22 protein-coding genes and 1 pseudogene are annotated in these 25,941 nt (G+C 66.7%); 12 read left to right on the top strand and 11 right to left on the bottom strand.

Annotated elements, in window-relative coordinates:
- Positions 1-97 precede the first annotated feature (97 nt).
- The gene (locus tag L6Q96_06905) at positions 98-1,042 is read left to right on the top strand and encodes a radical SAM protein (GenBank protein ID MCK6554302.1); all 945 of its coding nucleotides are present in this window, start codon (positions 98-100) and stop codon (positions 1,040-1,042) included.
- A 103-nt stretch (positions 1,043-1,145) separates the two neighbouring features.
- Here the strand turns inward: L6Q96_06905 and L6Q96_06900 are convergent, their stop codons facing one another.
- A complete protein-coding gene (locus L6Q96_06900; GenBank protein MCK6554301.1) occupies positions 1,146-2,201 on the bottom strand; it encodes a zinc-binding dehydrogenase in 1,056 nt (351 codons plus the stop codon).
- 269 nt (positions 2,202-2,470) lie between these two features.
- Here L6Q96_06900 and L6Q96_06895 point away from each other — a divergent pair, with 269 nt between their 5' ends.
- Both L6Q96_06895 and folP read left to right on the top strand, forming a co-directional pair.
- Positions 2,471-3,250, top strand: a complete 780-nt coding sequence (locus L6Q96_06895; GenBank protein MCK6554300.1) for an enoyl-CoA hydratase-related protein — start codon at positions 2,471-2,473, stop codon at positions 3,248-3,250.
- Positions 3,251-3,342: 92 nt separating this feature from the next.
- Positions 3,343-4,182 (top strand): dihydropteroate synthase, encoded by an 840-nt coding sequence (folP, locus tag L6Q96_06890; GenBank protein MCK6554299.1) that lies wholly within the window; start codon positions 3,343-3,345, stop codon positions 4,180-4,182.
- Between the two features lie 4 nt (positions 4,183-4,186).
- Here folP and L6Q96_06885 read toward each other — a convergent pair whose 3' ends face one another.
- Positions 4,187-4,495, bottom strand: a complete 309-nt coding sequence (locus L6Q96_06885) for a hypothetical protein (protein MCK6554298.1) — start codon at positions 4,493-4,495, stop codon at positions 4,187-4,189.
- Positions 4,496-4,591: 96 nt separating this feature from the next.
- Between L6Q96_06885 and L6Q96_06880 the strand changes: the two are divergent.
- The 4 genes and pseudogenes from L6Q96_06880 to L6Q96_06865 all read left to right on the top strand — a co-directional run bounded on the left by L6Q96_06880 (position 4,592) and on the right by L6Q96_06865 (position 9,125).
- A pseudogene (locus L6Q96_06880) lies at positions 4,592-4,804 on the top strand (4Fe-4S dicluster domain-containing protein).
- 207 nt (positions 4,805-5,011) lie between these two features.
- Positions 5,012-6,826: a DUF5060 domain-containing protein gene (locus L6Q96_06875; GenBank protein ID MCK6554297.1), complete on the top strand. Its 1,815-nt coding sequence runs from the start codon at positions 5,012-5,014 to the stop codon at positions 6,824-6,826.
- Positions 6,827-6,937: 111 nt separating this feature from the next.
- Positions 6,938-8,362 carry an Eco57I restriction-modification methylase domain-containing protein gene (locus L6Q96_06870; GenBank protein ID MCK6554296.1) on the top strand — a complete coding sequence of 475 codons (1,425 nt, stop codon included), beginning with the start codon at positions 6,938-6,940 and terminating at the stop codon, positions 8,360-8,362.
- On the top strand, positions 8,346-9,125 hold the full coding sequence (locus tag L6Q96_06865; protein ID MCK6554295.1) for a hypothetical protein: 780 nt from the start codon (positions 8,346-8,348) through the stop codon (positions 9,123-9,125). The genes L6Q96_06870 and L6Q96_06865 overlap by 17 nt, the downstream gene beginning before the upstream one ends.
- A 115-nt stretch (positions 9,126-9,240) precedes the next feature.
- On the opposite strand, the gene L6Q96_06860 is transcribed toward L6Q96_06865, so the two are convergent.
- The gene (locus L6Q96_06860) at positions 9,241-12,411 is read right to left on the bottom strand and encodes a heparinase II/III family protein (protein MCK6554294.1); all 3,171 of its coding nucleotides are present in this window, start codon (positions 12,409-12,411) and stop codon (positions 9,241-9,243) included.
- Positions 12,412-12,553: 142 nt separating this feature from the next.
- Here L6Q96_06860 and L6Q96_06855 point away from each other — a divergent pair, with 142 nt between their 5' ends.
- The 4 genes from L6Q96_06855 (at position 12,554) to L6Q96_06840 (ending at position 18,395) form a co-directional block, all read left to right on the top strand.
- Positions 12,554-14,914, top strand: coding sequence for a GAF domain-containing protein (locus L6Q96_06855; protein MCK6554293.1), 2,361 nt, complete (start codon positions 12,554-12,556; stop codon positions 14,912-14,914).
- A gap of 146 nt (positions 14,915-15,060) precedes the next feature.
- Positions 15,061-16,062, top strand: coding sequence for an LLM class flavin-dependent oxidoreductase (locus L6Q96_06850; protein ID MCK6554292.1), 1,002 nt, complete (start codon positions 15,061-15,063; stop codon positions 16,060-16,062).
- Positions 16,063-16,118: 56 nt separating this feature from the next.
- Positions 16,119-17,945: an AMP-binding protein gene (locus tag L6Q96_06845; protein ID MCK6554291.1), complete on the top strand. Its 1,827-nt coding sequence runs from the start codon at positions 16,119-16,121 to the stop codon at positions 17,943-17,945.
- Positions 17,946-17,993: 48 nt separating this feature from the next.
- Positions 17,994-18,395 carry a hypothetical protein gene (locus L6Q96_06840; protein ID MCK6554290.1) on the top strand — a complete coding sequence of 134 codons (402 nt, stop codon included), beginning with the start codon at positions 17,994-17,996 and terminating at the stop codon, positions 18,393-18,395.
- Between the two features lie 9 nt (positions 18,396-18,404).
- On the opposite strand, the gene L6Q96_06835 is transcribed toward L6Q96_06840, so the two are convergent.
- Complete coding sequence (locus tag L6Q96_06835; GenBank protein ID MCK6554289.1) at positions 18,405-19,319, bottom strand: DUF72 domain-containing protein; 915 nt, start codon at positions 19,317-19,319, stop codon at positions 18,405-18,407.
- Between the two features lie 51 nt (positions 19,320-19,370).
- Here L6Q96_06835 and L6Q96_06830 point away from each other — a divergent pair, with 51 nt between their 5' ends.
- Complete coding sequence (locus L6Q96_06830) at positions 19,371-20,531, top strand: deoxyguanosinetriphosphate triphosphohydrolase (protein ID MCK6554288.1); 1,161 nt, start codon at positions 19,371-19,373, stop codon at positions 20,529-20,531.
- 2 nt (positions 20,532-20,533) lie between these two features.
- On the opposite strand, the gene L6Q96_06825 is transcribed toward L6Q96_06830, so the two are convergent.
- From L6Q96_06825 to L6Q96_06795, 7 genes are all read right to left on the bottom strand, one after another.
- A complete protein-coding gene (locus L6Q96_06825; GenBank protein ID MCK6554287.1) occupies positions 20,534-21,805 on the bottom strand; it encodes a hypothetical protein in 1,272 nt (423 codons plus the stop codon).
- Entirely contained in the window at positions 21,802-22,026 is a 225-nt protein-coding gene (locus L6Q96_06820) for a DUF2249 domain-containing protein (GenBank protein ID MCK6554286.1), read from the bottom strand. Before L6Q96_06820 ends, L6Q96_06825 begins: the two co-directional genes overlap by 4 nt.
- Positions 22,023-22,463 carry a hemerythrin domain-containing protein gene (locus L6Q96_06815; GenBank protein ID MCK6554285.1) on the bottom strand — a complete coding sequence of 147 codons (441 nt, stop codon included), beginning with the start codon at positions 22,461-22,463 and terminating at the stop codon, positions 22,023-22,025. The genes L6Q96_06820 and L6Q96_06815 overlap by 4 nt, the downstream gene beginning before the upstream one ends.
- Positions 22,464-22,623: 160 nt before the next feature.
- Positions 22,624-23,781 (bottom strand): acyl-CoA dehydrogenase family protein, encoded by a 1,158-nt coding sequence (locus tag L6Q96_06810; GenBank protein MCK6554284.1) that lies wholly within the window; start codon positions 23,779-23,781, stop codon positions 22,624-22,626.
- A 68-nt stretch (positions 23,782-23,849) separates the two neighbouring features.
- Complete coding sequence (locus L6Q96_06805; GenBank protein ID MCK6554283.1) at positions 23,850-24,518, bottom strand: hemerythrin domain-containing protein; 669 nt, start codon at positions 24,516-24,518, stop codon at positions 23,850-23,852.
- Positions 24,518-25,246: a respiratory nitrate reductase subunit gamma gene (gene narI, locus L6Q96_06800; GenBank protein MCK6554282.1), complete on the bottom strand. Its 729-nt coding sequence runs from the start codon at positions 25,244-25,246 to the stop codon at positions 24,518-24,520. Before narI ends, L6Q96_06805 begins: the two co-directional genes overlap by 1 nt.
- Positions 25,247-25,256: 10 nt before the next feature.
- Positions 25,257-25,934 carry a hypothetical protein gene (locus L6Q96_06795; protein MCK6554281.1) on the bottom strand — a complete coding sequence of 226 codons (678 nt, stop codon included), beginning with the start codon at positions 25,932-25,934 and terminating at the stop codon, positions 25,257-25,259.
- Positions 25,935-25,941 lie beyond the last annotated feature (7 nt).

Genomic DNA, 25,941 nt, shown 5'->3' with positions numbered 1-25,941 from the left:
GGCCGGCGGCGATGCGTCGTGCAGGGCAGCAATGTCGTGCTATGGTCGATCGCGCTTCGGCGCTGCCGCGGCAGGCGCCGCGCCGGGAGGACAATCGATGGTCCGTGCCGAACTGAGCGGCCACTACCGTGACGACGGGCGCTATCCGGGCGTCATCGTCAACGTTACCAACCGCTGCAATCTCGCTTGCACGCACTGTTTCGTGTTTCGCGACGGCAACCCCAACGAGGCTCCGGCCTCGAGCCGCGACGAGCCGAGTGACGAGGATATTCTGGAAGCCCTGACGGCGCTGCGTGAACGCCACGGCATCGGCTACGCACTCTGGATGGGCGGCGAGCCGCTGTTGCGGCCGGGGCTCCTCCGCAAAGGCGTACGCCTCTTCGGTCGCAATACCATCACGACCAACGGTACCGCGCCACCGATCGACCTCGGTCCCGACGTGCTTTACGTGATCAGCCTCGACGGGCCGGAGGACCTGAACGACGCGCTGCGCGGCGACGGAGTTTTCCGTCGCGTCATGCGGACGCTGGCACGGATTCCGGACGGGTTCGGATCCCCCGTCCAGGCCCAGTGCGTCGTGACGCGGCGTAACGAACGCCGCCTCGAAGAGCTGGTGGTCGCGCTACGCGAGACACGGGTCGGCTGGATGACGTTCTCGTTCTACGTGCCGCGCGCCGGCGACACGGGCCCCGATGCGTGGGCGACGAACGAGGAGCGCGCCGGGGCGGTGCGCGAAGTGCAGCGGCTCAAGGCGCGTTACCCGGGGTTCGTGCGCAACACCGCCCGCAGCCTCGAGCTCATGCTCCCACCCCACGCCGCGCGAGTCACCGCGGCGTGTCCGGCCCGCGACCATCTACTGCCGCTCTACCTCGACGGCGATCGCTTCACGACGCCATTCTGCTGCTACGGCAACGACGTCGACTGCGACCGCTGCGGCGCCTGGGTGGTGTTCCACATGGCCGCGCGTCTGGACGGCCTCGGGTCGTCGGGGCGTTCGCGCGGTATGAACGACGAAGAGAGCATGCCGAGACGAGAAGATTGAACAGAGCCCCGGTGGAACGTGCGCTCCGCGCGCGTTCGCCGAGACGAGTTGATTGGAACGAAGCGAGCGTGCGCGGAGCGCCCGCTCCACCGTGCCGTTGCCGTTACCCCCCGATCTCGACGACGATCCGCTGCGGATCTCCCGTCTTCGTCCGCAGCATCTCCAGTCCTTCCCCCACCCGTTCCAGCGGCAGGCGATGCGAAATCGACCCCAGGATGTCGAGTTTGCCCTCCGCTTCGAGGCGCAGCACCTCGGCCAGATCGTGCGGATGCGAGGCGAAGCTGCCGGCGACGGTCAACTCCAACACGCAGAAGTATGCCTGCGGGATGTCGATGCGCGGCGGCTCGAGGCCGACCCCGACCACGACGATGCGCCCGCCCGGACGCAGCGAACGTACGCCCGAAGCCACGGTGTCGGCGCGCCCGACGCACTCGATCACCAGGTCGGCACCGCCGTCGGTGAGTGCCAGAACGTGCTGCGCAGGGTCCTCGTCCGGGGCGATGCGCACGCACGCGTCGGCGCCCCGCTGCGCCGCACGTTCGAGCGCGACCTGGGAAAGGTCGACGGCGATCACCTGCCGTGCCCCGAGAACCCTGGCGATGCGCACCGCCATGGCACCGAGACCGCCGACGCCGATTACGGCGACGCTCTCGCCCGCGGTGAGTCTGCCGCGGCAGACGATGCCATGATAAGGACTGGCCACGCAGTCGGTGGCCACCGCGGCTGCCGCCAACTCGACGCCGTCGGGCACCCGCACCAGACACGAGGCCGGCACGCACACCGCATCGGCGAACGCCCCGTCCATGTGCAGCCCCGGCGAGCGCATCGATCGACAGGCGGTGGGATTGCCGCCGCGACAGGTGGCGCAGGCGCCGCAACCCGTGCCCAGGTGAATGGCTACCCGATCGCCGGCCCGCCACCCCGTGACCCCGTCGCCGAGGGTCTCCACGATTCCGGCCGGCTCGTGACCGAGCGTCAACGGCAGCGGCGCCGGCAGCGGCATGCCTTCGAGGAAGTGCACGTCCGACCCGCAGATGCCGCAAGCCGCCACGCGCACCACGACCTCACCGGGCCCCGGCACCGGCCACGGCACCCGGTCGAGGCGCAGCCCCGCAGTGCCACCGTGAAAACGCGCCGCGCGCATGGTCCGTTCGCTCATCCCTGGTTCTCCGTTCCCCGATCGGTGTCGTCGCCGGGCGACGCGGGTATTAGGCCGCAGTCCAGGAGCCAGTCAAGCACGGGGCAATGTGGATTGCGCCTGGGCGACCCGGGCCGGCGCCGCGGTGGGGGCCGCCGGTCTCCGCTTCCCGGCCTCCCTGCTTGCGCTCGCCACGCCAGTTGCGGATAGTGCGGCGGTCGCGCCGGCGGCGCGACGACTTCAATCCGGGCCGCGCCCGGCGGCGCGGGTCCGCAGGAGGAGTACGGCACATGGCGTTCGAGTTCATCACCTACGAAAAGCAGGGTCGCCTGGCCAGGATCACGATTAACCGTCCCGAGGTGCGCAACGCTCTGCACCCGCCGGCGAACAAGGAACTGTCCGCTGCCTTCGACGATTTCGACGCCGACCCGGAGTGCTGGGTGGCGATCCTCACGGGGGCCGGGGAGAAGGCGTTTTCCGCCGGCAACGACCTCAAGTACTCCGCCGAGCATGGCATGGGCGGCGAGTGGGGTAAGGGCGGCTTCGGCGGCATCACCAGCCGCTTCGATCTTTTCAAACCCGTAATCGGGGCCATCAACGGTCTGGCGCTCGGCGGCGGCTTCGAGATCGCACTGTGCTGCGATATCCTCGTTGCTGTCGACACGGCGACCTTCGGGCTTCCGGAACCGCGGGTCGGGCTTGCTGCCCTGGCCGGCGGTATGCAGCGTCTGCCGCGGCTCATCCCGCCGAAGATCGCCATGGGCATGATGCTCACCGGCAAACCGATCACGGCGCCGGAGGCGCACGCACTCGGCATCGTCAACGAGGTCGTGGCGGCCGCGGACCTCGCGGCCGCCGCGGAGCGCTGGGCGAGCGCCATCCTGGAGTGCTCGCCGATCTCCGTGCGCGCCTCGAAGCAGGTGGCGCTGCTCAGCGAAGGCGTACCGCTGCAAGAGGCCATCGGGAACCGCTCCTACCCACTGATTAGCGCCCTGTTCGGCTCGGAGGACATGATGGAAGGGGTCATGGCCTTCGCGCAGAAGCGCAAGCCGCAGTGGAAGGGCAGGTGATGGCCGTCGGACAGTCCTGAGCGACCCCTGGGGACGAGGGCCCACCCTGCGGAGACACGGAGGTACGTCTGTCTGCAGCGACCTGCCGGGCCGTGCTCGCCGGAATTGCCGTCGGGGACGGCTATCCGGTGCGCATCGTCGGTGTGATTAACGTCAGTCCCGAGTCTTTTCATGCGGGTTCGGTAACCCGCGGTGCCCCCGCCCTGCGGCAGCGGGCGCGGGCCATGGTCGCGGAGGGTGCCGACATTCTCGATGTCGGTGCCATGTCGACGGCGCCGTATCGGCAGGGGTCGATCGACGCCCGTGAAGAGAGGCGCCGGCTACTGGCGGCGGTGGTCGCCGTTTGCGACGCGGTGGCTGTGCCCGTTTCGGTCGACACGCAGAGGGCCGAGGTGGCGGCGGCGGCCCTGGATGCGGGGGCCGCGATCGTTAACGACGTCAGCGGGTTTGCCGGCGATCCGGAAATGGCTGGCGTGGCACGGCGGGCAGGCGGGGTCGTGCTCATGGCCCGGGAGACGGAACGCTCGACGGCGAGCCCGCTGCGCGTTGTTACCGCCTGCCTGCGTGCGGCCCTGCGACGTGCGGACGCGGCCGGGCTGCCGCGGGAGCGTATCGTTCTCGACCCGGGCATCGGATTCTTCAGGCAGGCGGCAGTCCCGTGGCACGCCTTCGATTGTGAGGTGCTGGCGAGACTACAGGCGCTGCGGCCTCTGGGGCATCCGCTGCTGGTCGGCGTGTCGCGCAAGTCGTTCGTCGGTTACTGTACGGGACGGCAGGACCCCGCCGACCGGCTGGCAGGGTCGCTCGGGGCGACTGCCGTGGCGGTGCGCAATGGTGCGCAGTTGGTGCGTACTCACGACATCGCCGCTACCATCGACGTCGTGCGGATCGTGGAGGCCATTCTGGCCAGGGCAGCGAAGGGCGGCGCGTAGGTCGTCAGGGCCTCCGCGCCGGCGGGTTTTCGTGGCCCGCCGCCGCACCGTGCCCGGTCTGCGCGTGCCCGCTACTGAGGCGGTGTTCGGTCAGGACGCCGGCGCCGAAGACGACGAGCGCGATCGCGACGCCAACGATGGCACCGGCGAACCCGACCAGATAGAACCCTGCGTACGACTCCGAGTTGGACGACATCGCCATGGCCTCCCTGATTTCGTGCCGCCCGCCGGCGCCGGCGGGCAGGCGGTTCTTAACCGGAACGTGGCCGGGAGTACAGACCTGCGGTCGCGGACGGAAACGGGGATCTCGCATTCGGCCGGCGGCCTCCGTTGACCGGGGCCATGAGTTCTGCTGTTTTGCAGCCGTGCGCGTTAAGGGGCGCGCGCGGAAGGTAGCGAGGAGGACCAGATGGCGTACATCATCACTCGGCTTTGCAGGGACTGTGTTGACACCGCTTGCGTGTCCGTGTGCCCGGTCGACTGCATCTATAAGTACACGGGGTCGGACGCGGCGACGTTTCCGAATCAGCTCTACATCCACCCCGACGAATGCATCGATTGCGGTGCCTGCGAGCCGGAGTGCCCGTGGCAGGCGATCTTCGAGGAGGCCGCCGTGCCGGACGTATTCAGCGACGACACGCCCCTCAACTACAAGATGATGGAGCACACCGCCGACTTCGAGGTCTGCAAGCACGAGCAGAAGCCGAAGCCGACGGCCGAGGAAATCGAAGCGAACAAGAAGAAGTGGGGTTGGAGCTAGCCAACCCGGCGAGTGGTTCCGCGAGCACAGAACCCGGATGACGGCTGCCGAGGGTGAGAGGACAGTGCCGTGTCTGGGTTACGTGTTCCGCGCTCCGTGCTCTTCTGCGGGGCGTTCGCCGCTTGCCTTGGCGCCGGGGGGTGCGGCGACAACGACGGTGTGACGCCGGTCCCGACGGCGGCAACGACGGCGACGCAATGGGAGCCGTTCGAAGCGGTTCTCGAACGGACGGTCGCCGAGGCGAACCCATTCGATCCGGCGACGGTCGAGATCGACGCCGATTTCCGGTCGCCGGCGGGCGATGTGCTGGTAGTCCCGGCATTCGTCGGACGCGATTACACGCGCAGTCTGGTAGGCGGCTTCGAGAAACTCGCGGCGGCCGGTGAACTGCAATGGCGGGTGCGTTTCTCGCCACCGGCGCCCGGCCGCTGGCACTGGCGTTGGCGCGTGCGTACGCCGTTGGGCACGACCGAGACGGAATGGGAAGCGCTGATCGTCGCGCCGGCGGCGCCCGGAGTGCATGGTCTTGTGCGGCGCAGTGCGCGCGACCCGCGTTATCTGGAACACGACGACGGCACGCCGTTTTTTGCGGTGGGGGAAAACCTCTGCTGGTACGACGGGCGCGGCACCTTCGCCTACGACGTGTGGATCGAGCGGCTGGCCGCGCAGGGGGTCAACTACATCCGTCTTTGGATGCCGAGCTGGGCGTTCGGTCTCGAATGGATAACCCGGGCCGTCGACGGTTCGGTGGCCAATAGTTCGCTGGGCAACTACACGACGCGACTCGACCGGGCCTGGCAGCTCGACTACGTCGTCGATCTCGCCCGCCGGCACGGCATTCAAATCATGCTGTCGATCCAGAACCATGGCGCCTTCTCGCTGAGCAACAACTCGGAGTGGGCCGACTGCCCGTACAATGCCGCCAACGGCGGGCCGTTGGCGCGGCCGCGAGAGTTCTTCACCGATCCCGAGGCGCGGCGGCTCTTCCGCCAGCGCTTGCGTTACATAGTGGCTCGGTGGGGTTACGCGACCAACGTGATGACGTGGGAGCTGTGGAACGAAGTGGATCTCGCCGATCAGCCGGAGGGGCTGGCGCTGATCGACTGGCACCGGGAAATGGGGCGCGAGCTACGGGCTCTCGATCCCTACGACCGACTCGTCTCGACCAGTCTCGCCTGGGGCGACGGGGTAAGTCTGGGTGCGCTGGTCAAGGCGCTCTGGGAGCTGGAAGAGATCGACTACACCCAGGGGCACTATTACTCGTTCGGGATTGCCGTGAACTTTACCGAAGTGCTGCCGCGTCAGGCGCGCAAGCTGGCGCGCTACGGCAAGCCGGTGCTGATCGCGGAGGCGGGCGTCGACTTCCGAGGGCCGGCCGAGACTATTGCCGCCGACCCCGGGGGAGACGGCTTCCACGATATTCTGTGGAGCGGTGTTATGGGAGGGACGTTCGGTACGGGCATGTCGTGGTGGTGGGACAACGTGGTGGATCCGCGCGATCAGTACTTCCACTTCGGACCGGTGGCAGCGTTCGTGCGTGGCGTCGATTTCGCGGGTCAGGAGTTCGCGGTTACGACGGCAGATACGACGGCGCCCGATGGACGGCCGTTGCGGGTGTTCGTATTGCGGGGCGCTTCGGTGACTCTCGCCTGGGTGAAGAACATGCGCCATCAGTGGAGCGCACCCGACGCGTCCGTGGTGACGGGTGCAACGGCTGTTTTCGATGGCCTCGCCGACGGCACCTGGCGGGCAACGTGGTTCGACACCTGGGGCGGGGGAACGACGGAAGGCATCGGCCTCGTCCCCGCCGGCGGGCAGCTTCGTCTCGCGGTCCCGGAGTTCGCACGCGACATCGCGGTCCGGCTAGAGCGGGCGGAAGGGTGAGGGAGGGATGTCAGGTTACCAGGCTGTTATACTGTTGGTGAGGGTTCCGGGTTCGCCGCGAGTCGTTGTGTCCTTGAACCGCGAGTTGCTGATCGTGTAAGTGGTTGCCAAATGAAAGCCTTCGTACCTACGCCGATGGAGACGGTTGACCTGATGGTCGACCGGCTGTTTCGCGACGTGGATGTCAGGCCGGAGCACACGGTTCTCGACCCTGGTTCGGGCACCGGTGCCTTCATCGAGGGCATCATCCGGTGGTGCGAACGAAGGGGCCTTGCCGTCCCGCACGTCGTCGGCGTCGAGTCAGACGCCCGCCTGCTGGCTGAAGCCCGGCGAAGGCTTAAGCGCCATCGCAGTGTTGAGTTGCGGGAGAACGACTTCCTCGCGTGCGATGCAGGCCTGTACGATTTCGTGGTAGGTAACCCGCCCTATGTCGCGATTACCGGCCTGTCTGTGACTGAACGCAGCCGCTACCGCCAGCGTTACGAGACGGCGCGTGGGCGTTTCGATTTGTACCTCCTGTTCTTCGAGCAGGCCCTGATGTGTCTGAAGCCAGGTGGGCGTCTCGTCTTCATTACGCCCGAGAAGTTCCTGTACGTCGAGACGGCGGCGCCGCTTCGAAGAATCCTTGCAAGGAGGCAGTTGGAAGAAATTCGACTCGTTGGGGAGAACACCTTCGGCACGCTCCTCACCTATCCGGCCGTGACCAGCGTACGGAATGCAGCTAGCAGGGGGCCAACGGTCCTGATCGGGAGAACCGGTGAGACGGTTAGCGTCACCCCGTCAAGCGACGGTTCATCATGGCTTCCACAGATGAACGGTAGTTCCTCGTCCAAGAGCGGCGCCACACTGAACCAGATCTGCGTGCGGGTAAGTTGCGGTGTCGCGACGGGAGCGGATGCGGTCTTCGTGCTCCGCGACGATCTGATCGACCCGCAATTGAAACCGTTTGCCTACCCGACCGTTGCCGGTCGCGAGCTGACGTTGGCGGGCGCGGAAGTGCACGGTCGCCACGCCATGCTGGTGCCCTACACGCGCAACGGCCAGCTGCTTAAGGAGTCCGAGCTTGGCGGTCTCCACGCGTATTTGATGAATCCAGGGCGGAGAGCGAAGTTGACCGCGCGAACATGTGTCGCACGCAAACCCTGGTACGCGTTCCACGAAACCCCGCCGTTGCCGGTCATCCTGAGGCCCAAGATCCTGTGCAAGGACATCACCGCGCAGCCCGGATTCTGGCTCGACCGGACCGGGGGCATCGTCCCTCGTCATTCCGTCTACTATATCGTTCCGAAGAACCCGGACTCACTTGAGGAAATCTGTCAGTACTTGAACTCCGAACTTGCTCGGAGGTGGCTCGCCTCCAATTGTCAAAGGGCAGCGAACGGCTTCCTGCGCGTGCAAAGTCACGTGCTCAAGCTTCTCCCAATTCCTCACCGGCTTGCAACGATTGCGAACCGACGGACTGGTGATCCCGCTGCCGCCAATACTGGTAAACAGCTTGGCTTGCCCCTGAGAGTGCTCGATGCGGACGCCGTTTGACGAGGTGGTCGAGCAGATAAGGGTGAGCGGCTTTCACAACCATCGACGGGAAGCGCATTCGGACACTGTCAGCCGCGGGATCATTGCCGACCTGACCGGGGAATGTGAGGTGCTCCGAGCCGACCTGGAAGCTGACAGAGTTCGTTGCTGGCTCAACGTCCGGACCCCGGGCGCACGCCAGCGGAAGATCGACCTTCTAGTCACCGAGCCGACACCGGCCGGGGAACCTGACCTGGATGCGGTCCGGATTTGTGTCGAGAACAAGTCAGTCGTGACAGCGCACCGAAACCGTGATGCGCGGTTTGACGACCTCAACGAGGCTCTTCAGGTGTTGCATCGCGTCAAGTCTGAGGCCGTCTTGGTTGCAACCGTCATCGTTGGCGTTGCCGATCGTGTCCTGAACGTGCCCGACAGGATCAAGCCAATGTTCAGGGGCAGGGCCGGCGAGTTTAAGGAGCACATACTGCCGCGGCTTTCTACGGGGGACCAGAGACTGTGGACCGAATTCCCGCTTGCGGTCAGCGCAAACAAGCCGGACGATCCCGCTAAGACGGTCGCGAAATTCCGGCAACTCCCAAGGCGGCCGCCTGGCCTGACCCATGTCGTTGGGTACGACTATGTGCTCGTCGTGCCGGCACACATCGACAACGTGAACCCACCCACCATTGCCCGGGACAACGCGCTGGGGATCGATGTCGATGCGGAGTACGAGGTGCTGTTGGCGCAAATGTGCAAGGCCTACAAGGCGCGCTGGCACTTGTGATGGTGTGAGGTACATTCCGAACCCGCACGGTCGCGGGCACTGGACTCCGGACCTGGGGCCTTGGACTTTGGACCCGAGATCTGCTTCGGGCTTCCTTATCCAAGAGGATATGCTCTTACGTGCGAGATACTGCCGCGCACCCGCTCAGTGCCCGGTCGATGGCGGCGATCAGCTCGTCGACCGTTACAGCGCCGTCCGCGTTGGTGTCAGCGTTGGCGCACGTCGACGGCGGCGCCTCGCCCTGAGCAATGGCTACCGCCGCAATCACCTCTTCGATCATGACCTGACCGTCGCTGTTGCAGTCGCTGGGGCAGGGGAGAGGGCTCGGGGCTTCACTCGTGTCCCCCGCACTGCTGCAATCCGGATCGTCGGTGTCGATCCAGCCGTCGAGGTCGGTGTCCATACCGTCCCCGCACTCGGGGCCAGCCACGACGACCACGTCGACCGGCCGGCTTGCGGAACCGTGTGCATCCGTGACGGTGAGCCGGACACGATAGGGGCCGGCACTCGTGACCACAAAAGACGGCCTCCAGGTGTCGGCGCCGCGTAGAGTCCAGTCGCTGCCTGCCGGCGCCGACACGAGAGCCCAGCGCGGGGTCAGGGCATCGCCGTCCAGATCGCAACTTGCCGAGCCATCGAGCGCGACCGTCACACCCACGTCGACGCGACGGTCGGGACCGGGATCGGCCGCCGGGGCGGAGTTGCCGCGCTCCGCTCGCAGGATGACACGGCGCTCGCGGCCGAGTCGGACAATAACGCCCCCTTCCGGTGGCTCGATTGCCGGTGAAGCGAGCGCCACTCCCTGTGCCCGCGGCGTGCCCGGGGTTTCCGGGACCAGGCTGAAGCCGCAGGCGCCGTCGGCGGCCCCCGGGACAAAGGGCAGTCCGGAGACGGCCGCTTCAGCATCGGCGGTAGCGGCGACCAGTTCAGCCCGGTCCTTGTCCGGGGCGATGCCCAGCACGCCGGCGCTCTCGGCAACCACGGCGACCGAGCCGTACCGGATCGCGCTGGCTCCCTCTGCCCAGACGAGACGCAAGGCGCCGTCCGCGCGCGCGTCGGCGAGCAGCAGATGGCCGTCGGTCGTGAGCGCCGGGAGTCCGGTCGAATCGGGGTCGAGATGCAGGACGGTTCCCTGCGACATGCGGTACAGCGCCAGCACCTGCCTGTCCGCTGCCGGGTCGCGTACGCGCAGGGCGGCGGCGTCGGAGATGTCGACCGAGGAGATCTCCGGGGGCGTCGCACCGGTGGTGCGGCTGGGAAACAGAACCTGAAGGGCGTGCAGCGCGGTTCCGGTCGCGTGTGCGTGCAGGATCGTATGCGTGCTGCGTATGTTGCCGGGAATCTCGTGGATGCCTTCGGCCGTGGCGAAACTCGGAGCCGTCGGCGCCACGGCGATGCCGGCATCGAGACGCGCCCGGGCGCGCGTCCAGCGGCCGCCGAGTGGTTGTGCCGCGAAGGTGCCGCCGCTCTCGCCGCCGCCGTTGCCGTGGAGCACCCAGGTGAACGTCGCGGGCGGATCGCCCGGCACGGCGACGCGGTCGGCAACGATCAGGTAGGCGTGGTCGGGCATCAGGAAGCGACGGGAGACCAACGCGGCGCCGGCCGCCGGCCGGCCGTAGCGGGTGGTGACGCGGACCGCATCGAGGAACCCGGTGTCGAACGTTTCTGACAGAGTGGCGTGGCCGTCGGCGGGGGGACGGCGAAGTTGCCGGCGAAACCGCAACGACGCTTCGAGGTAGTCGACGGGTCCCGAGCCGTCGATCAGAATCAGGTTATGGTGCTCCGGCTTGTTCACGGCCCCGCGGCTGCCGAAATCCAAGTAGCCGGGGTCCATCGCCAGCCGTTCGCCGAAGGCGTGCAGGATGAAGGAGCCCGGTTCGGCGTGCTCGTGCGACTGGGGTCCGACACCGCGGCCGTCGCGGCCGCGGCCGAACTCGGACGCCGTGTCGTGCTCGCCGAGCACCACGGCCTGCACGGCGTCGCTCGACCAGTCGCGGCGCAAGACGGCGTTGCCGCCCTCGATGTAGAAGGCCGTCGGTGAGCCCACAGGCGGTGCCGGCACGGTCGTGTCGTCGTAGACCACCAGGGCGTCGGCGGCGAGGTCGACGCTTCCCTCGGTCTCGAGACGGCTCGGTGCGTTGGCCCAGCGCCAGGCCAAGGCGGCAGCGTCCACCGCGGCAGCGGGAGCGGCCCCGAAGTAGAAGGAACGCCCCGGGTTGCCGTCGTCGATGGGAGCGAGCGAACCGTCGGGCAAGGTCATGTCGAAGGCCCAGCGCAAACTGCGCGTAAAGAGCGGATGGCGCCAGAGGCTCGGGATCTCGATGCCGCCGACGGGCCAGGTACGTCCGCCGACGAGGCGGTCCCACGCGCGGGCGAACGGCAAGAGGTTCTGTGCGGCGTACCGGAAATAATACGGCCCCTCCGCGTAGGCGCCGTCGCCGGTGACCAGAACGTAGCGCATGATTGCGTCCACCTGATCGAGTCCGTAGTCGATCCAGGCTTCCGGATCGCGAATGCCGCGCTCGTCGGTTCCGATGGGGGCGACGTATTCGGCGAGGGCGATACCGGCGACCACGAGGGCCGCACCACTCTTGGAGCGATGGTTGTTCTGGTGGAGATTGGTATAGAACTTCGCGGAACCGGGGTTGGCGTAATTGTCATACAGCTCGGCGGCCAGAGTGACGAGATGATCTTCGATGCGGGCGGCGTCGGCGCCGAAGTCGTAGCCCGCGCCCAGCATCGTGTCGTATGCGGTGGCGTACTGAATCAGTTCTTCGGAGGTGTTGATATCTCGGTCCCAGCCTCCGAGGGGCGGATCCACGGCCAGCCGGCAGCGGGTGTACATGTTGGCGAGCAGGTCGCGCACGCGCCCACCCGCGGCCGCGCGTGCGCCAACCGTCGGAAAAGGGGTAACCTCGCCGTCGACGATGGTGCGGTCGATGGCGTAGGCGAAGGCGAGGTTCTTGGCGGCACGCGCCTTGAGACGCGCGCTGGGAATGCTGTGATCGTCGAGCGCGATGCCGTCGGCCATTGCGGCGCGCGCGAGGAGGTCCGCAAGAACGCTGCGGTAGGGTTCGCGTCCGAGGCGGTCCCGGACGAGATCGCGCTCGGCGGCACGGTAAAGAACCCGGGGCCGTGCCAGGTCGATTTCCGCCGGCTGCCACGCGGCGCGTGCGTTCGCGGCCGTCAGCAGGCAGCACGCATACGCAAGGCCTGCGAGGTATGCCGGACCGGCGTTCCGCACTCCGGTCAGGAACCTGTGGATTCTGAGCGGTCGGCTGTCCATGGTTGTCAGGAATCAGGCTTATCGCGGCGGTCCGCGGCGCTCAATCGTATTCGCTCGAACCGAGGGCGGGCGGTTAAGCGGGTCGCGCGTGCGGTGCGGTGGGAAAATCGGGTAGACTCCGTGGCGACCGGGGGAGGGATCGATGCGATTCCGTGACGGCACGTCCGGACAGAAGGCGCTGTTTGCGCTGCTGGCGATCGCTTACTGCATCGGCGTAGGTTTCGCGCTCGAGGACAAGGCCGGGCGGATCGGCCGGCCTGACGTCGGGTTCTCGCTCGAGGGCAACAACGTCTCGCCCACCCGCTGGGACGCGGCGGCGGCCGGGCTGTGGGGCGGAGGCCAGATCCTTACCGTCAACGGTATCGCCGCGACCGGTGTCGCTCTGAAGGAGGCGATTCCGCCAACGCTGGCGCGCGACGTGGGATCGACCAACACCCTCAGGTTACGACAGACCGGCGGACGTATCGCCGAGGTGACGCTCCCGGTGCGTCTGTGGACCTGGGAGGACGCCCTGTTCGCCGAGGGTACGACCTTCGGTCTGGGGGCGCTGTTCTTTGTTGTCGGGATCGTCACGTTCCTCCTGCGACCCTATGTAGCCAGCAGTTGGGCGCTGCTGGCCGTCTGCTGCTTTGTGGGTGGAGAACTCAGCGTGCTGCTCCTGCACTTGCCGAAGGAGGATGTCTGGCAGGCGTTGTACTTCCGCCTCATGGTGGGATGCAGCGCCGTGGCCCCGTTTCATGTCGCTCTGGCATTCCCGGTCGTACACCCCGTTCTCGTGCGCCGTCCGCGCATAGTGCCGCTCATTTACGCCGGGGGGATCGGCCTTGGCCTGCTTCAGTTCCTGGGATGGTCCTCGGGTTGGGTCGGCATCCTGAAGCACTTTGGCGGCTTTCTCGATACGTCGGTGTTGCTGGCGGCGATGCTCTGCCTCACGGCGCGCAACCTCTTCCTTGCCATCCGGAGCCGCGACCCGCTGGTGGCGCAACGCGCCCGCATACTCGTCCTCGGCACGGCGGCCGGCGTGTTGCCGCTCACCGTCGTCAATTTCATGCGTAACACGCTTGGCATCCTCGTCATCGACATGCGCATCGCGTATGCGACCCCTAGCCTGTTTCTGGTTTCCCTGGGATACATCACCGTGCGGCACGACCTGCTCAACGCACGAGTCGCGGTGCAGCGGGCGGTCATTTACGCCGCGGTGGTGTTCGTCTTGACGCTGGTGGCGGTCCTGCTGGTCGCCGCCAATCCGTACGCGGTTGCGGTCCTGCTTTTTCCGCTCCTCTACGTATGGCCACGGTTCAACGCCCGGCTCGACGCCATGTTGTACCCGAAACGCAACCGCTACCCGAAGATCGTGCGCAGCATCGGTGCCGAGATGCAGGCGGCGAGGGATATCGATCAGGTACTCGCGGCGCTGGCGCGCACTCCCGGGCGCATCTGCGACGCGCGCCACGCCGTGGCTTTTCTGCTTTCCGGCGTGGTTGACGAAGGCGAACAGGTGCGGACGGCGGGGGTGGAGGGTGCAGCGCCACGGAATCTCGCCGAGGAGGTCGTGGTGCAGCTCCTGCGGACAACGCGGAAGGAGATCTTTCGCGACCATATCGCCGTGGAGCCGCAGTACACGAACATCCGGGCGGAGTGTTATCGCGCCTTTGACCGCCTGCGCGCCGAGGCGGTACTGCCGGTGCTCGACGACCGGCGTGTAATCGGCGGGTTGGCCGTAGGCGCGCGTACGACCGGAGACGTGTACGGCAGCGCCGAGCTGGATGCCCTCTCGACCGTGGCGCAGCAGGCGGTGCAGGCGATCGAGCGGGTGAAGGCGGCGCAACGCCTCGACCTGCGCGAGCGCGAGTTCTCGGAGCTCAAGCGGTTCTTCCCGCCGCAGGTCATCGACCAGGTGATGGCCCGCGGCGGCGCAGCCGAGCTGCGCAGCCAGCGCAAACTGGTGACGGTCCTGTTCGCCGACCTGCGCGGCTTCACGTCGTTTTCGGATCGGGTCGAGCCGGAAGAGGTGATGGCCACGCTGGCCGAGTACCACGAATGCATGGGTCGGCGCATCGGCGAGTACGCCGGCACCCTGGAGAGATTCGCGGGCGACGGCTTGATGGTGTTCTTCAACGACCCGGTCGAGCAGGCCGACCACGTGGACCGGGCAGTCGCGATGGCACTGGCGATGCGAGGCGACGTCGAGCGGCTGCGGGGCGAGTGGCGGCGCAAGGGCTACGCCATCGACGTCGGCATGGGCATCCACACGGGATACGCCACCTGCGGGTTCGTCGGCTACGAGGGCCGGCGCGATTACAGCGTGATCGGTAATGTGACGAACCTTGCCGCACGGCTGTCGGATGCGGCCGGTGGCGGCGAGATCCTGATCAGCGGCCGAGTCATGGCCGAGTTGCGTAACGGCTGCCGCGCCGAGCCGGTCGGCGAGCTGGCGCTGAAAGGGTTCCAGCAACCGCAGCCGGTGTACCGCCTGATCGCCCCGCCGCCGTCCCCGGCTTGACAGCCCCGGACGATTCGACGAAGTTCGCCCGCTGAGAACCGAACACGGAGCCCCGACCACGGAGCACGGGTCGCGACTGCCCGCGGGCGTCGGGAGCCGCCGCGCGGTGAACCGTAATCGAGTGATCCGCGGTGGAGGAGCCGGAGATGTATTTGAAGCTGGGAATTGTGCCGTTCTGGAAGGGGTACGACCGCAAGGGGGTGCTGCGCGCAGCCCAGCTTGCCGACGACCTCGGCTACGACTCGATCTGGATACCGGAAGCCTGGGCATACGAGCAGTTTCAATTGCTCACCGAAATCGCGGTGCACACGAAGCGGATCAAGCTGGGCACCGGAATTGCCAACGTGTTCAGTCGGTCGGCCGGATTGCTGGCGATGAGTGCGGCGACGCTCGACGAGATCTCCGAGGGGAGGGTCATCCTCGGGCTCGGTACGAGCGGCAAGGTCGTCGTCGAAAACTTCCACGGCGTTCCCTATGAAAAGCCGCTGACCCGAATGCGCGATAGTATCAAGATCATGCGCACGCTCTGGCGCGGCGACCGGTTGTCGCCGGATCTCAGTCGGCTGTTCGCGCTCCGCCACTTCAAGCTCGAGATGAAGCCGTTGCGCCCCGATATTCCGGTTTACGTCGCCTCGCTCCAGGAGAAGGCCGTTAAGGAGATCGGGCAGATCGCCGACGGCTGGTTGCCGACCTTCTGGCCGTACAGGTGCTTCAAGGAAGGTCTGGCCCTCGTGGCGGAAGGGGCGCGGGCGGCGGGGCGAAACCCGGCGGCAATAGAGCTGGCGCCGTTTGTGGCCTGCGTGCCCATCGACGATCGCGCGGCGGCGCGGGCGCTGGTCAAGCCGGGCGTCTCCTTCTACATAGGTGGCATGGGCGTCTATTACCACGAGATGTTCTGCCGCTTCGGCTTCAAGGAGAACGCCGACCTCGTGCGTGATCTCTACAACCGCGGACAGCGCCGTGAAGCCGCCGCCGCCGTCAGCGACGAGCTGATGGATGCCATCAGCATCTGCGGGCCGCTCGCTTACTGCAAGGAGAAGCTGGCGGAGTGGCATGACTGCGGCATGGGAGCCGGGTTGCTGAATCTGCCGCAGAACGTACCGCAGGAATTGACCGAGACGTTTCTGCGACAGCTTGCGCCGCAGTGACCGCGGGCGCGACGCCAATTGCATCCGGTCACGAGACTCACCGAGGAACAGGAGCTATGGCAGAACCAATCGCAATCACCGCGCCGTTTACCATCGGCGGCCAGATCGAGGCGCGGGCACAGCACCCGGCGCTCGAGAAGAAGATTTTCCTGATGCACGGCGACCGCACCTGGACGTATCGCCAGTATCGTGACGAGTCGGTGCGCACGGGGCACTTCCTGTTGCGCCGCCTCGGCTCGATCGACGATGCACGTCCGGGGCACGTCGCCATGATCCTGGAAAACCACCTCGAACTCCTGGCGTTGTACGGCGGCTGTGCCTATGCCGGATTACTGCTGTTCGGCGTCAACACGGGCCTGCGCGGCGGCGTGCTCTCCGGGGTCATCAATCAGTCGCAGGCGCGGATTCTCATCGTGGACGAGCGCTTCCTGCCCGAGGTGGAGCGCGTCAGGCAAGAGCTGCCGGCGATCGCGCCGGAGAACATCCTCGTGCTGCCAACGCAGCCGGGGGGCAAGGTGCCGGCAAGCGTCGATCTGCGAGCCTGTGTGGCAGCCGAGGTCGGTGGTCCCGAGAAGTCGCTCGACGCACCCGGGGTCGACGTCGCCCCGGATCGCAACCTCATGATCATCTACACCTCCGGGACCACCGGTCTGCCCAAGGGCATCAACAACAACCACATGAAACTCTGCGGCATCGGCCTCGGGGTGTCGTCGAATCTGGGCCTCACGCCCGACGATGTCGGTTATGCTTGCATGCCGCTGTTCCACTCGAATTCCATCTTCCTCGGTCTTATGCCGGCACTGTGGGCGAGCGGCAGTCTCGGTATCCGCGAGCGCTTCAGCGCCAGTCAGTTCGTGCCCGACGTGTTGCGGTACGGTTCAACTTTCTGGAACTACGTAGGCGAACCGGTGCACTACGTGCTCGGCGCTATCGAGCGCGAGTACGGCGGCGACGAGGCGCGCATCGCGGCGGAGATCACCAGGAATCCGCGCAACAAGTTGCGCTGGGCCGTCGGCAACGGCGCGGCGCCGCCGGACATCGAGAAGTTCAGTGCCTGGATGGGTCTCGATGACATGTTCGAGCTTTACGGCTCGACCGAGGCTGCCATCAGCACTTTCCGGCGCCGAGGCGACCCGCGCGGCAGCGTCGGCGAGATAACCGATACCGCGGTGAAGATAATCGACAGCGCGGGCCGCGAGTGCCCGCCGGCCGAGATCGGTCCGGACGGCAAGCTTCTGAACTACGAGCAGTGCGTCGGCGAGATCTGCCGGGTCGCCGAGGATACGGCACTCTTTCAGGGTTACTTCGACAATCCGGGCGCCAACAGCGACAAGTACCGCGACGGCGTCTACCACTCCGGCGATCTCGGGCACATCCTCGAACGGGATGGCAGGCGTTATCTGTTCTTCGATGGGCGAACGGACGACTGGATCCGCAAGGACGGCGAGAATTTTTCCGCGGCCCAGGTGGGCCGCATTCTTTCCGAGCACCGGGACGTTGCGCTGGCGGTGGCTTACGGAGTGCCGTGCGCGGTTTCGGACGAGCACGTAATGGCCGCCGTGAAGCTGCGCGGCGGCGCGAAGTTCGACCCCAAGGCGTTCTTCGATTGGTGCGAAGCCCAGGTGAGCGGCGGGAGTCTGGATCCGAAGTGGTTTCCGGACTACGTGCGCGTCGTCGACGACTTCGAGTACACGCAAACGCAGAAGGTGCTGGTGCGCAACATGAAGAAGGTTCACTTCGACCTCCAGCGTTTGCCGGCGGGTACGCAGGTCTACTACCGGCGGCGCGGCGACGACCGGTATCGGCCCCTCGCACCTGCCGATTACGACGCGTTGCGCAAGGAGTTCGAGAAATCGGAGCGTGCGCATCTGTTGGACCGGTAGTGTCCGCAGGGGGTTCGCGGCGACAGCGGACGGAGAGGAGGCGAACGAATGCTGCGTTGGGCACTGCTCGCGGCCATCCTTCTGGTCGCCGTGGTGGCGGCGGTGTCGCTGCTTGCGGCCGAGGCGAAGGAAGTGGTGTTGCTCGCCACGGTTGCCGATGACGGCAGCAAGCGCACCACGCGAATCTGGATCGCCGATACCCCGCAGGGAACGCTGATCGAGGCGGCGCATCCGGATCGGCCGTTTCTGGCGCATCTGCGGGCGCGGCCGCAGGTCGAGCTGACCCGCGGCGATCGGGTCGTACAGTGCACGGCTGCGGAGCTGCCCAACCCCCAGGGTCACGAGGCGGTGCGCCGCGCGTTTCGAGAGAAGTACGGCTGGGCCGACCGGTGGATCGGCTACCTAGACGACCTGTCGCACTCGATTGCGATCAGGCTGCAGTGCCGGTAGCTGCCGGCGTCACGCCGTGCCGAGTGCGTCGCCCGCCAGCAGGCCGCGCATCGTGGCGGCGTTGCGGACGCCGTAGTCCGCGTAGCAGTTATTGAACAGGACGTAGATCGTGCGGGCGCGATCGAGGCGGCGAATCTGTTCCGCGCACTCGCGTAACTCCCGGTCCGAATAGAGGTACTTGAAGCGTTCCGCGGCGCTCCGATGGCGCGCGAACCAGGCCTCGCGGTTGCGCCCGTGCAGGCGCACGTAAGCGATGTCCGTGGTCGTGACGAACGGGGCAAGCGGAATCGATGGCGCCGCGGGGGCGTCGAGGCAGACGAGTACGAGGTCACGCTCGGCCAGGAACGCGCGGGTACGCTCGGCGCGTGGGCCGAACCAGCTACGATGACGGAACTCGACGGCGAGCCGATAGCCGGGTAGCTTCGCTCGGCAGAGATCGAGGTAAGCTTCATGGGCGGGCGTGGCCGCGAACCACGGCGGGAACTGCAAGAGAACGCAACCGAGTTTGCCGGCGCGGTCGAGCGGCACGAGGGCGGAGCGAAACATGTCGAAGGCCAGATCGCTAACCTCGGGCGGCGGTCGCTCGATCCGCGGTTGGGCAAGGGCGTCGGCCGGTAAGGACGCGCGCAGCGCTTGCGGCAGAGCGCGGGTCTCGGCAGCATGCTGGGTCAGAAAGGCGAAGGCTTTGATGCTGAAGCGGAAATCGTCCGGGGTGCGAGCGGCCCAGAGGATCGAATTGCGCTCGCTCGGCAGGGCGTAGTAGGTCGAGTCGACCTCGACGGTGTCGAAATGCGCCGCATAGAATCGCAGCCGCCGCTCGGCGGTCCTCGCCTCGGGCGGGTAGAACGACGCCGCCAGCAACGTCGGGTCGGTCCATGAGGCCGTGCCGACACGGAACCGCGGCTCGGCGGCGGGGGTATTCATGACGACAAAGGCTACCAGAGGGCCTGGACGGCGACCACCGGGTCAGTGCCCATGAGCATCGTCGATCGCGCGCGGCTCGAGGCCGACGAGGATGCTGCCCTGGCGCCCTACGCGATGCGCAGCCGGCAGAGCCGTGGGCGAGCGCATCCCGAGGACGAGCACGCCTTCCGTCTCGCGTTCCAGCGGGATCGGGATCGCATCATTCATTCCACGGCCTTTCGCCGTTTGGAGTACAAGACCCAGGTCTTCGTGAACCACGAGGGCGACTACTACCGTACGCGGCTCACCCACACCGTGGAGACGGCGCAGATCACGCGTACGATCGCGCGCACGTTGCGCCTCAACAACGACCTCGCCGAGGCGGTGGCCCTCGCGCACGATCTCGGCCACACGCCCTTCGGCCATGCCGGCGAGCGGATTCTGAACGACCTCATGGCCGAGCGCGGCGGGTTCGAGCACAACGCGCAAAGCTTGCGGATCGTCGACCTGCTAGAGGAGCGCTATCCGCATTTCCGCGGTCTCAATCTTAGCTGGGAAGTGCGCGAGGGGATCGTCAAGCACTCGCCGCCGTACGAGAAACCGCTGGCCGTCGCCTTCGACCCCGGTGCGGCGCCGTGCCTGGAAGCCCAGATCGTCGATTACGCCGACGAGATCGCCTACAACACGCACGACATCGACGACGGGCTCAAGTCGGGTCTCCTGAGCGCCGAACAACTGCACGAAGTGACGCTATGGCGTGAGACGTTCGAGCGGATTGCAGCCGAGTTTCCGGGGGCCGGATTCCGCATCTGGCGCTTCCAGGCCCAGCGCGCGCTGGTGGATGAGTTCGTGACCGATCTCATAAACACGGTGACCGATCGGGTCGCCACCCTCGGTATAGGCAGCGTCGCCGCCGTGCGTGCCCACGGGCAGCCGCTCGCCGGATTCAGCCCGGCGCTGGAGGAGAAACGCCTGCAATTGAAGGACTTCCTGATGCAGAACCTCTACCGGCATTACCGAGTGATGCGTATGGCGACCAAGGCGCAGAAGATCGTCGCGGATCTGTTCCAGGCCTATGTGGCCGAACCGGCGCAGTTGCCGCCGCACATCGCGGCGCGCTGGAAAGCCGGCGAGCCGCAGGCGCGCGTGGTGGCCGACTACATCGCCGGCATGACGGATCGCTTCGCGGTCGACGAGCACCGTAAGCTGTTCGACCCGGAAGCCAGGGTGTAGGGTCAGCCCAACTGCGCCAGAGCCGTGCGGAACCGCCAGGCTGTGCGCCAGAGGTTCCAGCCCAGAACGCACTGCGAGGCCGCGAACGCCGCAACCGCCGGCCAGAACGCCGCCGGCCACCCCACTGCCGGTAGCAGCAGGGACAACGCCGCCACGTGCGCGCGGAGCTGCCAGCGGGCCGGACGATCCGGCAGGAAATCCTTCACGTTCGGCACCCGCACCGACAAGCCGGCCCGCGCCTGGAGATGGAACCAGGCCAGGAAGGGGACGATCTTGAGCAGCATTCCCTCGATCACCGAAAGAGCGAAGCCCACGATAGCCAGCAGCACGGAAAAGACCTCGAGTTGCGCGGCATTGGCCGCGGGCCACGCCGGTCTCGCGACGAAGAGCAACGCCGCGCCCGCCAAGGAGGCCATGGCCACACGCCAGTAAGTGAGGGAGACATCCGGCAGTCGGCGCCGGCGCGTCGACTGCAGGACCAGGGTCGCGGCGGCGAAAACCGCGAGCGCCAGCGCCGCGATGGTGCCTGCCGTGCGGGGCGCCCACGTTCCCGGCAGCAGCGACGCAGCCGCCAACCCGGCAAGCCCCAGTGGCGCAACCGCCCACGTCATGAGGCGCGGGTAGGGTCGCGTTAGCTGGAACATGGGAACCACCTGGTAACCGACGCCGACGACCAGCAAACCGACCCAGCCGCCAAGCCCCCACAGTGGGTGGAGGTCGCGCCATAACCCGAAGGCGGCGGGAAACGCTCCCCGGCCAAATGACCATGCCATCGGCACGCCGAGCGCGGCCGTGACCGCGAACGCAATCAGCGCGGCCCACATCCCGTTGACGGTGCCGAACGCGCTCTTCGCCCGTGCCAGGCTGAGGGCAACCACGGCGACGAAGACAACGGCGAAGGTTGCGAGCAGCAGCGCGCCGGCAAGGAAGGCGCCGCGCGTGCCGGTGAGGAATCCACCAACCAGCGCAACGGTGCCGGCGGTCAGAGGCACGTGCAGACCCCAGGCGACCAGGCGTGGATGTGGTACCGGTGCCCCGGCGACCACCGGCAGCATCTGCATCATGGCGCCGGCCATGACCATGGTAATGAAGCCGAGAGTGAGGAGATGGACCGCGGCCGCGCTGGCCGGCAACCACCGCGATTCGAGAATCGCGGGCCCGTACCAGGCCAGGACCAGGGCGGTGGCGAGCCCGAAAAGGGGCGCCGTGAGAAAGAAGCGCCACGGCACGGAGATGGGCGGCGCCTGATCGAGCGATAGAGCTCCGGTGTTCATCCGGTGTGCCGGATCGTCAGCTCGAAAGTCCCGTCATCGCGCGCGGCGGTCGCGCAGGCGTACCCCTCGCGGGCGAGGATGTCATACAGCGGATAAGGCTGGCGGTGGATATGGACCCGCAGCGTTTCACCCTGCGGCAGGGTCCGCAGGGCTTCGAGAATACGCTCCATCGGTTCGGGCGGCGCCAGGCCGCAGACATCGACGAAGCGTGTGGCGCTCATGTGCGCGCTTGCACCTGGGCGATGTACGAGGCCGCAGCCGCCCCCAGGGCACGGTCCATCATCGGATAGAGAATGTTCTCCTCCTTGAAGTTGTGCTGTTGCAGGAGGATCAACATGGTTTCCGATTGGCCGAGGAACGCCTGACCGTTCTGGGCCGTCAGCCCTTCGCGCATGGAGGCAAGTGCCTGGCGCATTTGTTCGTGCTCGTGGCGCATCATCTGCGTCGGCCCGATCGGTCCGCCGGTCTTTTCTTCGAGGGCCGGAAACAGCACTTCCTCCTCGAGCTTGAGGTGCCGCTCGAGTGCGCTGGCGAACTCGGTGAACGCCTGAGTGCCGCCCGCGAAGTCGCCGGCGGCGACGCGCTCTTCAGCGCGTGCGAACAACTCGTCGCAGTGACGGTGGTCATCGTGCATTGCCTCGCTAATGGTCGTGCTCATGCTCTTTCCTTTCCTGCGATGCCTCTGCCTTTGCGGGCTGGCAGTTCGCTTGCCGGTTTAGCCGGGCAATTCATGTTGCCCGCGTCGCGACCCCAATGCCGGTCCGTGGAGCGAAATTCATCCGGCGGGCGCCCGTTCCGAGCCGTGCCGCGCGAGTGGTTCAAAACAGCGCCCGAGCGATAATCTCGCGTTGGATTTCCGATGTTCCCGCGCCGATCGAGAAGCCGGCTACATCGCGGTAGTAGCGCGGAATGGGCGACTCCTCCATCTGTCCGAAGCCGCCGTGGAGTTGAAGGACCTCTGCGGCAACGAACTGGACGGACTCGGCGGCGTAGGCCTTGGCCATTGCCACGGCGCGCTCGGCGGCCGGGTCGCGGCGGTCGAGCAGGTCGGCGGCCTGATAGGCCATGAGCCGCGTAGCTTCGAGCCGCGTGAGCATGTCGGCAAAGCGATGCCGCCACGTTTGCAAAGAAGCGAGGGAGTTGCCGAACACGCGTCGCGAGGCGGCGTAGTCGAGCCCCAGTTCAAGCAGGCGCTCCATCGACCCGACGGCCAGGGACGCGATCACCAGGCGCTCGCCGGCGAAGTGCGAGAGGATGTATCGCATGCCCTTGCCTTCGCGGCCGACGAGGTTGGCAGCCGGAATGCGGCATTCGTCGAAGTACAACTCCGCCGTATCCGACGCGCGCGCGCCGAGCTTCTCGAGACGCCGTCCGACGCTGAAGCCCGCAGTGTCCGTAGGAAACACGACGACCGATATGCCCGATGGGCCCTCGCCGCCGGTGCGCACGGCGAGCGAAAGGAAATCGGCCCGGGTGCCGTTGGTGATATAGGTCTTCTGGCCGCTGATCACGTACTCGTCCCCGTCGCGGCGGGCGCGCGTCGAGATCGCGGCGACGTCGGAACCGGCGCCGGGTTCGCTGACGCCGATGGCGCCGATCAGCTCGCCGCGGATGGCGGGGGCGAGGTCGGCGCGCTTGAGCTCCTCCGATGCCTCGTCGGCGACGATGGCCAGGGCGAACTCCGACTGTGCCATCAGACCGACGGCGGTTCCCAGGGTATCGCCTTTGGCAAGCTCCTCGCAGAGAACGCAGGTGGCGAGGTGGCCCGCACCACCGCCGCCCCAGACAGGATCGTAGCGCAGGCCAATGAGTCCCGCCGCCGCGGCGCTGCGGTAGAGCTGGCGGGGGAACTGGCCCGCCGCTTCCCAGGCGGCGGCGTGCGGTCGAATCTCGCGGGCAACGAAGTCGGATACGGTCGTGCGAAAGGTATCCAGATCGTCGTCGAGGAAGCGCGAGGGCTGGCGGACGTACGGCACGGGGACACCTCCAGCGGTGGCTACGGCGAGGGCGGTCGCTCAAGACTCCGAGGCGCTGCCCCGCGCGGTCACCGCAGGCTCGTTGTCACCTGCATCCGGCTCAGTTCGTCGGGGGATAGGAGACGATGAGCCGACGCGAAGACGATGCCGTCCTCGCGGAAGATGTGCAGGCGCAGCAACTCCACGAGATTCATGGTCTCGTTAAGGGCGGTCCCAACCACGATGCGCCGGGCGTCTTCGTCCCTGATCATGGGTGCCATCACGAGACAGCCCGCGACCACTGCCGCCAACCGGTTGGCGCGCAGGTGTTCGTCGAGCATCAGGTCCACCGCCGTCGTGGGTTCGGGGCCCTTGCTGTGCTCTCCGGTTTCGAGCAAGCGGGCTGCGAGGGGGCCGAACAAGATGGTCTCCTCGATGCGGCTGTGGGAGACGAACTCGTCGTCGAAGGTTTTCAGGAAAGTCTCGATCGCCCCATGCACCTCGCGGGTAAACCCTGACTGCTTAACCGAGCGAACCGCGGCGGCGACCCGGTCCATCTCCGCGAGAAGGTGTTCGTGCTCGGAAACGAACCGGCGTAGGAAGGGGTGCAGTTCCTCGACCGGCACGCGGTCGAGCGCCGGCGGCTTGTAGGCATCCGGCGGATCCATCGGCGACATCTCGTCGTCGATGGGCCCGCGTTCGACCTGGCGCCGCAGCGGATCGGTGGTGGCGAGGTGTTTGATCTCGGCGATACTCATCAGCTGCTGATCGGCCGGTGTTGGCTCCACCGGGTACGCGGGTCGCGCACCGCCTTACGATCCCAATACCAGATGACGCGCTGGTACGGTCGGCTGATGTAGTGGAGGGGGGCGACAAGTATGTGTACCAGGCGGGTGAACGGGAAGATGCCCAGAATCAACCACGCGCCGACGATGTGCAGCTTAATGGGAATCGGCATCGCGGAGACCGCGATGATGTTCGGCTCGCCGCGGAAGAGCGACCACAAGTACGGCGACAGATCGGCGGCGAACCACGAGGAGCCCCAGCGATAGCCGAGGGCGATCCAGAGGCCGAGCAGCACCTGCGTCAGCAGCAGCAGCTCAAGGAAGATGTCCATGCGGTTGGTGACCATCCGGACGCGGGGGTTGGTGAGGCGCCGGTAGATGAGTCCCACCAATCCAACCAGGACGCTGAGGCCGAACGCGAAGGCGGTGACCTGCAGGATGATCAGGCGAACCGGATCGCCGTTCCACATGAGCACACCGCGCGGAATAAGGAAGGCCGTGAGGTGTCCGAGGAAAACCACCAGAATCCCGATGTGGAACGGGATCGTGCTCCAGAACAGCCGGCGACCCTCGAGAAACTGCGACGAGAGTGCGGAGACCTGGAAGGGCTCGACGCGGTAGCGATAGATAGTCCCGATCAGAAACAGGACCATCGCAACATACGGCAACCCGATGAACAGCAGCATGTTCGGCCAATCCATCGTGACCTCCTCATTGATCTGCGGCGCCTGAGCCGCAGCTTTCGATTCCCATTTCAGTGCCGACCGAGCCGGCGAACTTCGATTCCCGCTGTGTCGGCAGGCCGGCGAAGGGCCCGAAGTCCTTCGCCAGGATGCTTTCCAGGGCGGCGAGCAGATGGCGGTAGGCGAAGCGCCGGTCGCCGGCGGCGCTCTCGATCACCGTCTTGTGGTGACGCTTGTAGAGGTTCTCTTTCTTCTCGATCCGGTCGGGCTCGAATTCGCGCACCATTTCCTGTACCGCGGGTCCGAGCATGACGCGCACGAACTCCTCGCGCACGGCGTGGTTCTGCCATTTCGCCAGTAACCGGAGCACGTTCGGGAGATGGTCGGCGAGCTCGAGGCCGCAGTCGTTGCCGACCTCGATGTGTTCCCGGCTCAGGTTCGCGAGGAGCGCCCCGCGTTTGTAGTCCTCGCCGAAGAGGGTGTAGCCGACATCGAGGCAGGCGATGGGCTGCACGTCGAAGGTGCGGAGGTGCAACTCCTGCATGGCCAGCAGGTCGTTCAGCGGTGCGACGTCGGCGAAGCGCCGGAGGGCCGTGACGGCCTCCGGGTAGTCGCGTTCGTGCAGTTCGATCGCGGCTCGCAGATCCTCGTGCAACCCAGGGCCGGGGTGCGTGAAGAGCCGGGCGAGCGCATCGTAGCGCGCCATCGTCACC

The sequence above is a fragment of the Candidatus Binatia bacterium genome, from assembly GCA_023150935.1.
In the GTDB taxonomy this organism is placed as follows: Bacteria; Desulfobacterota; Binatia; order HRBIN30; family HRBIN30; genus JAKLJW01.
The sequence above is the reverse complement of the archived record's forward strand: the minus strand, read 5'-3'. Positions and strand labels throughout refer to the sequence as shown.

Coding starts and splice junctions, on each gene's coding strand:
- L6Q96_06905 (MCK6554302.1), top strand. CDS start 98: ATGGTCCGTGCCGAACTGAGCGGCCACTACCGTGACGACGGGCGCTAT.
- L6Q96_06900 (MCK6554301.1), bottom strand. CDS start 2,201: ATGAGCGAACGGACCATGCGCGCGGCGCGTTTTCACGGTGGCACTGCG.
- L6Q96_06895 (MCK6554300.1), top strand. CDS start 2,471: ATGGCGTTCGAGTTCATCACCTACGAAAAGCAGGGTCGCCTGGCCAGG.
- L6Q96_06885 (MCK6554298.1), bottom strand. CDS start 4,495: ATGCGAGATCCCCGTTTCCGTCCGCGACCGCAGGTCTGTACTCCCGGC.
- L6Q96_06870 (MCK6554296.1), top strand. CDS start 6,938: ATGAAAGCCTTCGTACCTACGCCGATGGAGACGGTTGACCTGATGGTC.
- L6Q96_06865 (MCK6554295.1), top strand. CDS start 8,346: ATGCGGACGCCGTTTGACGAGGTGGTCGAGCAGATAAGGGTGAGCGGC.
- L6Q96_06860 (MCK6554294.1), bottom strand. CDS start 12,411: ATGGACAGCCGACCGCTCAGAATCCACAGGTTCCTGACCGGAGTGCGG.
- L6Q96_06855 (MCK6554293.1), top strand. CDS start 12,554: ATGCGATTCCGTGACGGCACGTCCGGACAGAAGGCGCTGTTTGCGCTG.
- L6Q96_06850 (MCK6554292.1), top strand. CDS start 15,061: ATGTATTTGAAGCTGGGAATTGTGCCGTTCTGGAAGGGGTACGACCGC.
- L6Q96_06845 (MCK6554291.1), top strand. CDS start 16,119: ATGGCAGAACCAATCGCAATCACCGCGCCGTTTACCATCGGCGGCCAG.
- L6Q96_06840 (MCK6554290.1), top strand. CDS start 17,994: ATGCTGCGTTGGGCACTGCTCGCGGCCATCCTTCTGGTCGCCGTGGTG.
- L6Q96_06835 (MCK6554289.1), bottom strand. CDS start 19,319: ATGAATACCCCCGCCGCCGAGCCGCGGTTCCGTGTCGGCACGGCCTCA.
- L6Q96_06830 (MCK6554288.1), top strand. CDS start 19,371: ATGAGCATCGTCGATCGCGCGCGGCTCGAGGCCGACGAGGATGCTGCC.
- L6Q96_06825 (MCK6554287.1), bottom strand. CDS start 21,805: ATGAACACCGGAGCTCTATCGCTCGATCAGGCGCCGCCCATCTCCGTG.
- L6Q96_06820 (MCK6554286.1), bottom strand. CDS start 22,026: ATGAGCGCCACACGCTTCGTCGATGTCTGCGGCCTGGCGCCGCCCGAA.
- L6Q96_06815 (MCK6554285.1), bottom strand. CDS start 22,463: ATGAGCACGACCATTAGCGAGGCAATGCACGATGACCACCGTCACTGC.
- L6Q96_06805 (MCK6554283.1), bottom strand. CDS start 24,518: ATGAGTATCGCCGAGATCAAACACCTCGCCACCACCGATCCGCTGCGG.
- narI (MCK6554282.1), bottom strand. CDS start 25,246: ATGGATTGGCCGAACATGCTGCTGTTCATCGGGTTGCCGTATGTTGCG.
- L6Q96_06795 (MCK6554281.1), bottom strand. CDS start 25,934: ATGGCGCGCTACGATGCGCTCGCCCGGCTCTTCACGCACCCCGGCCCT.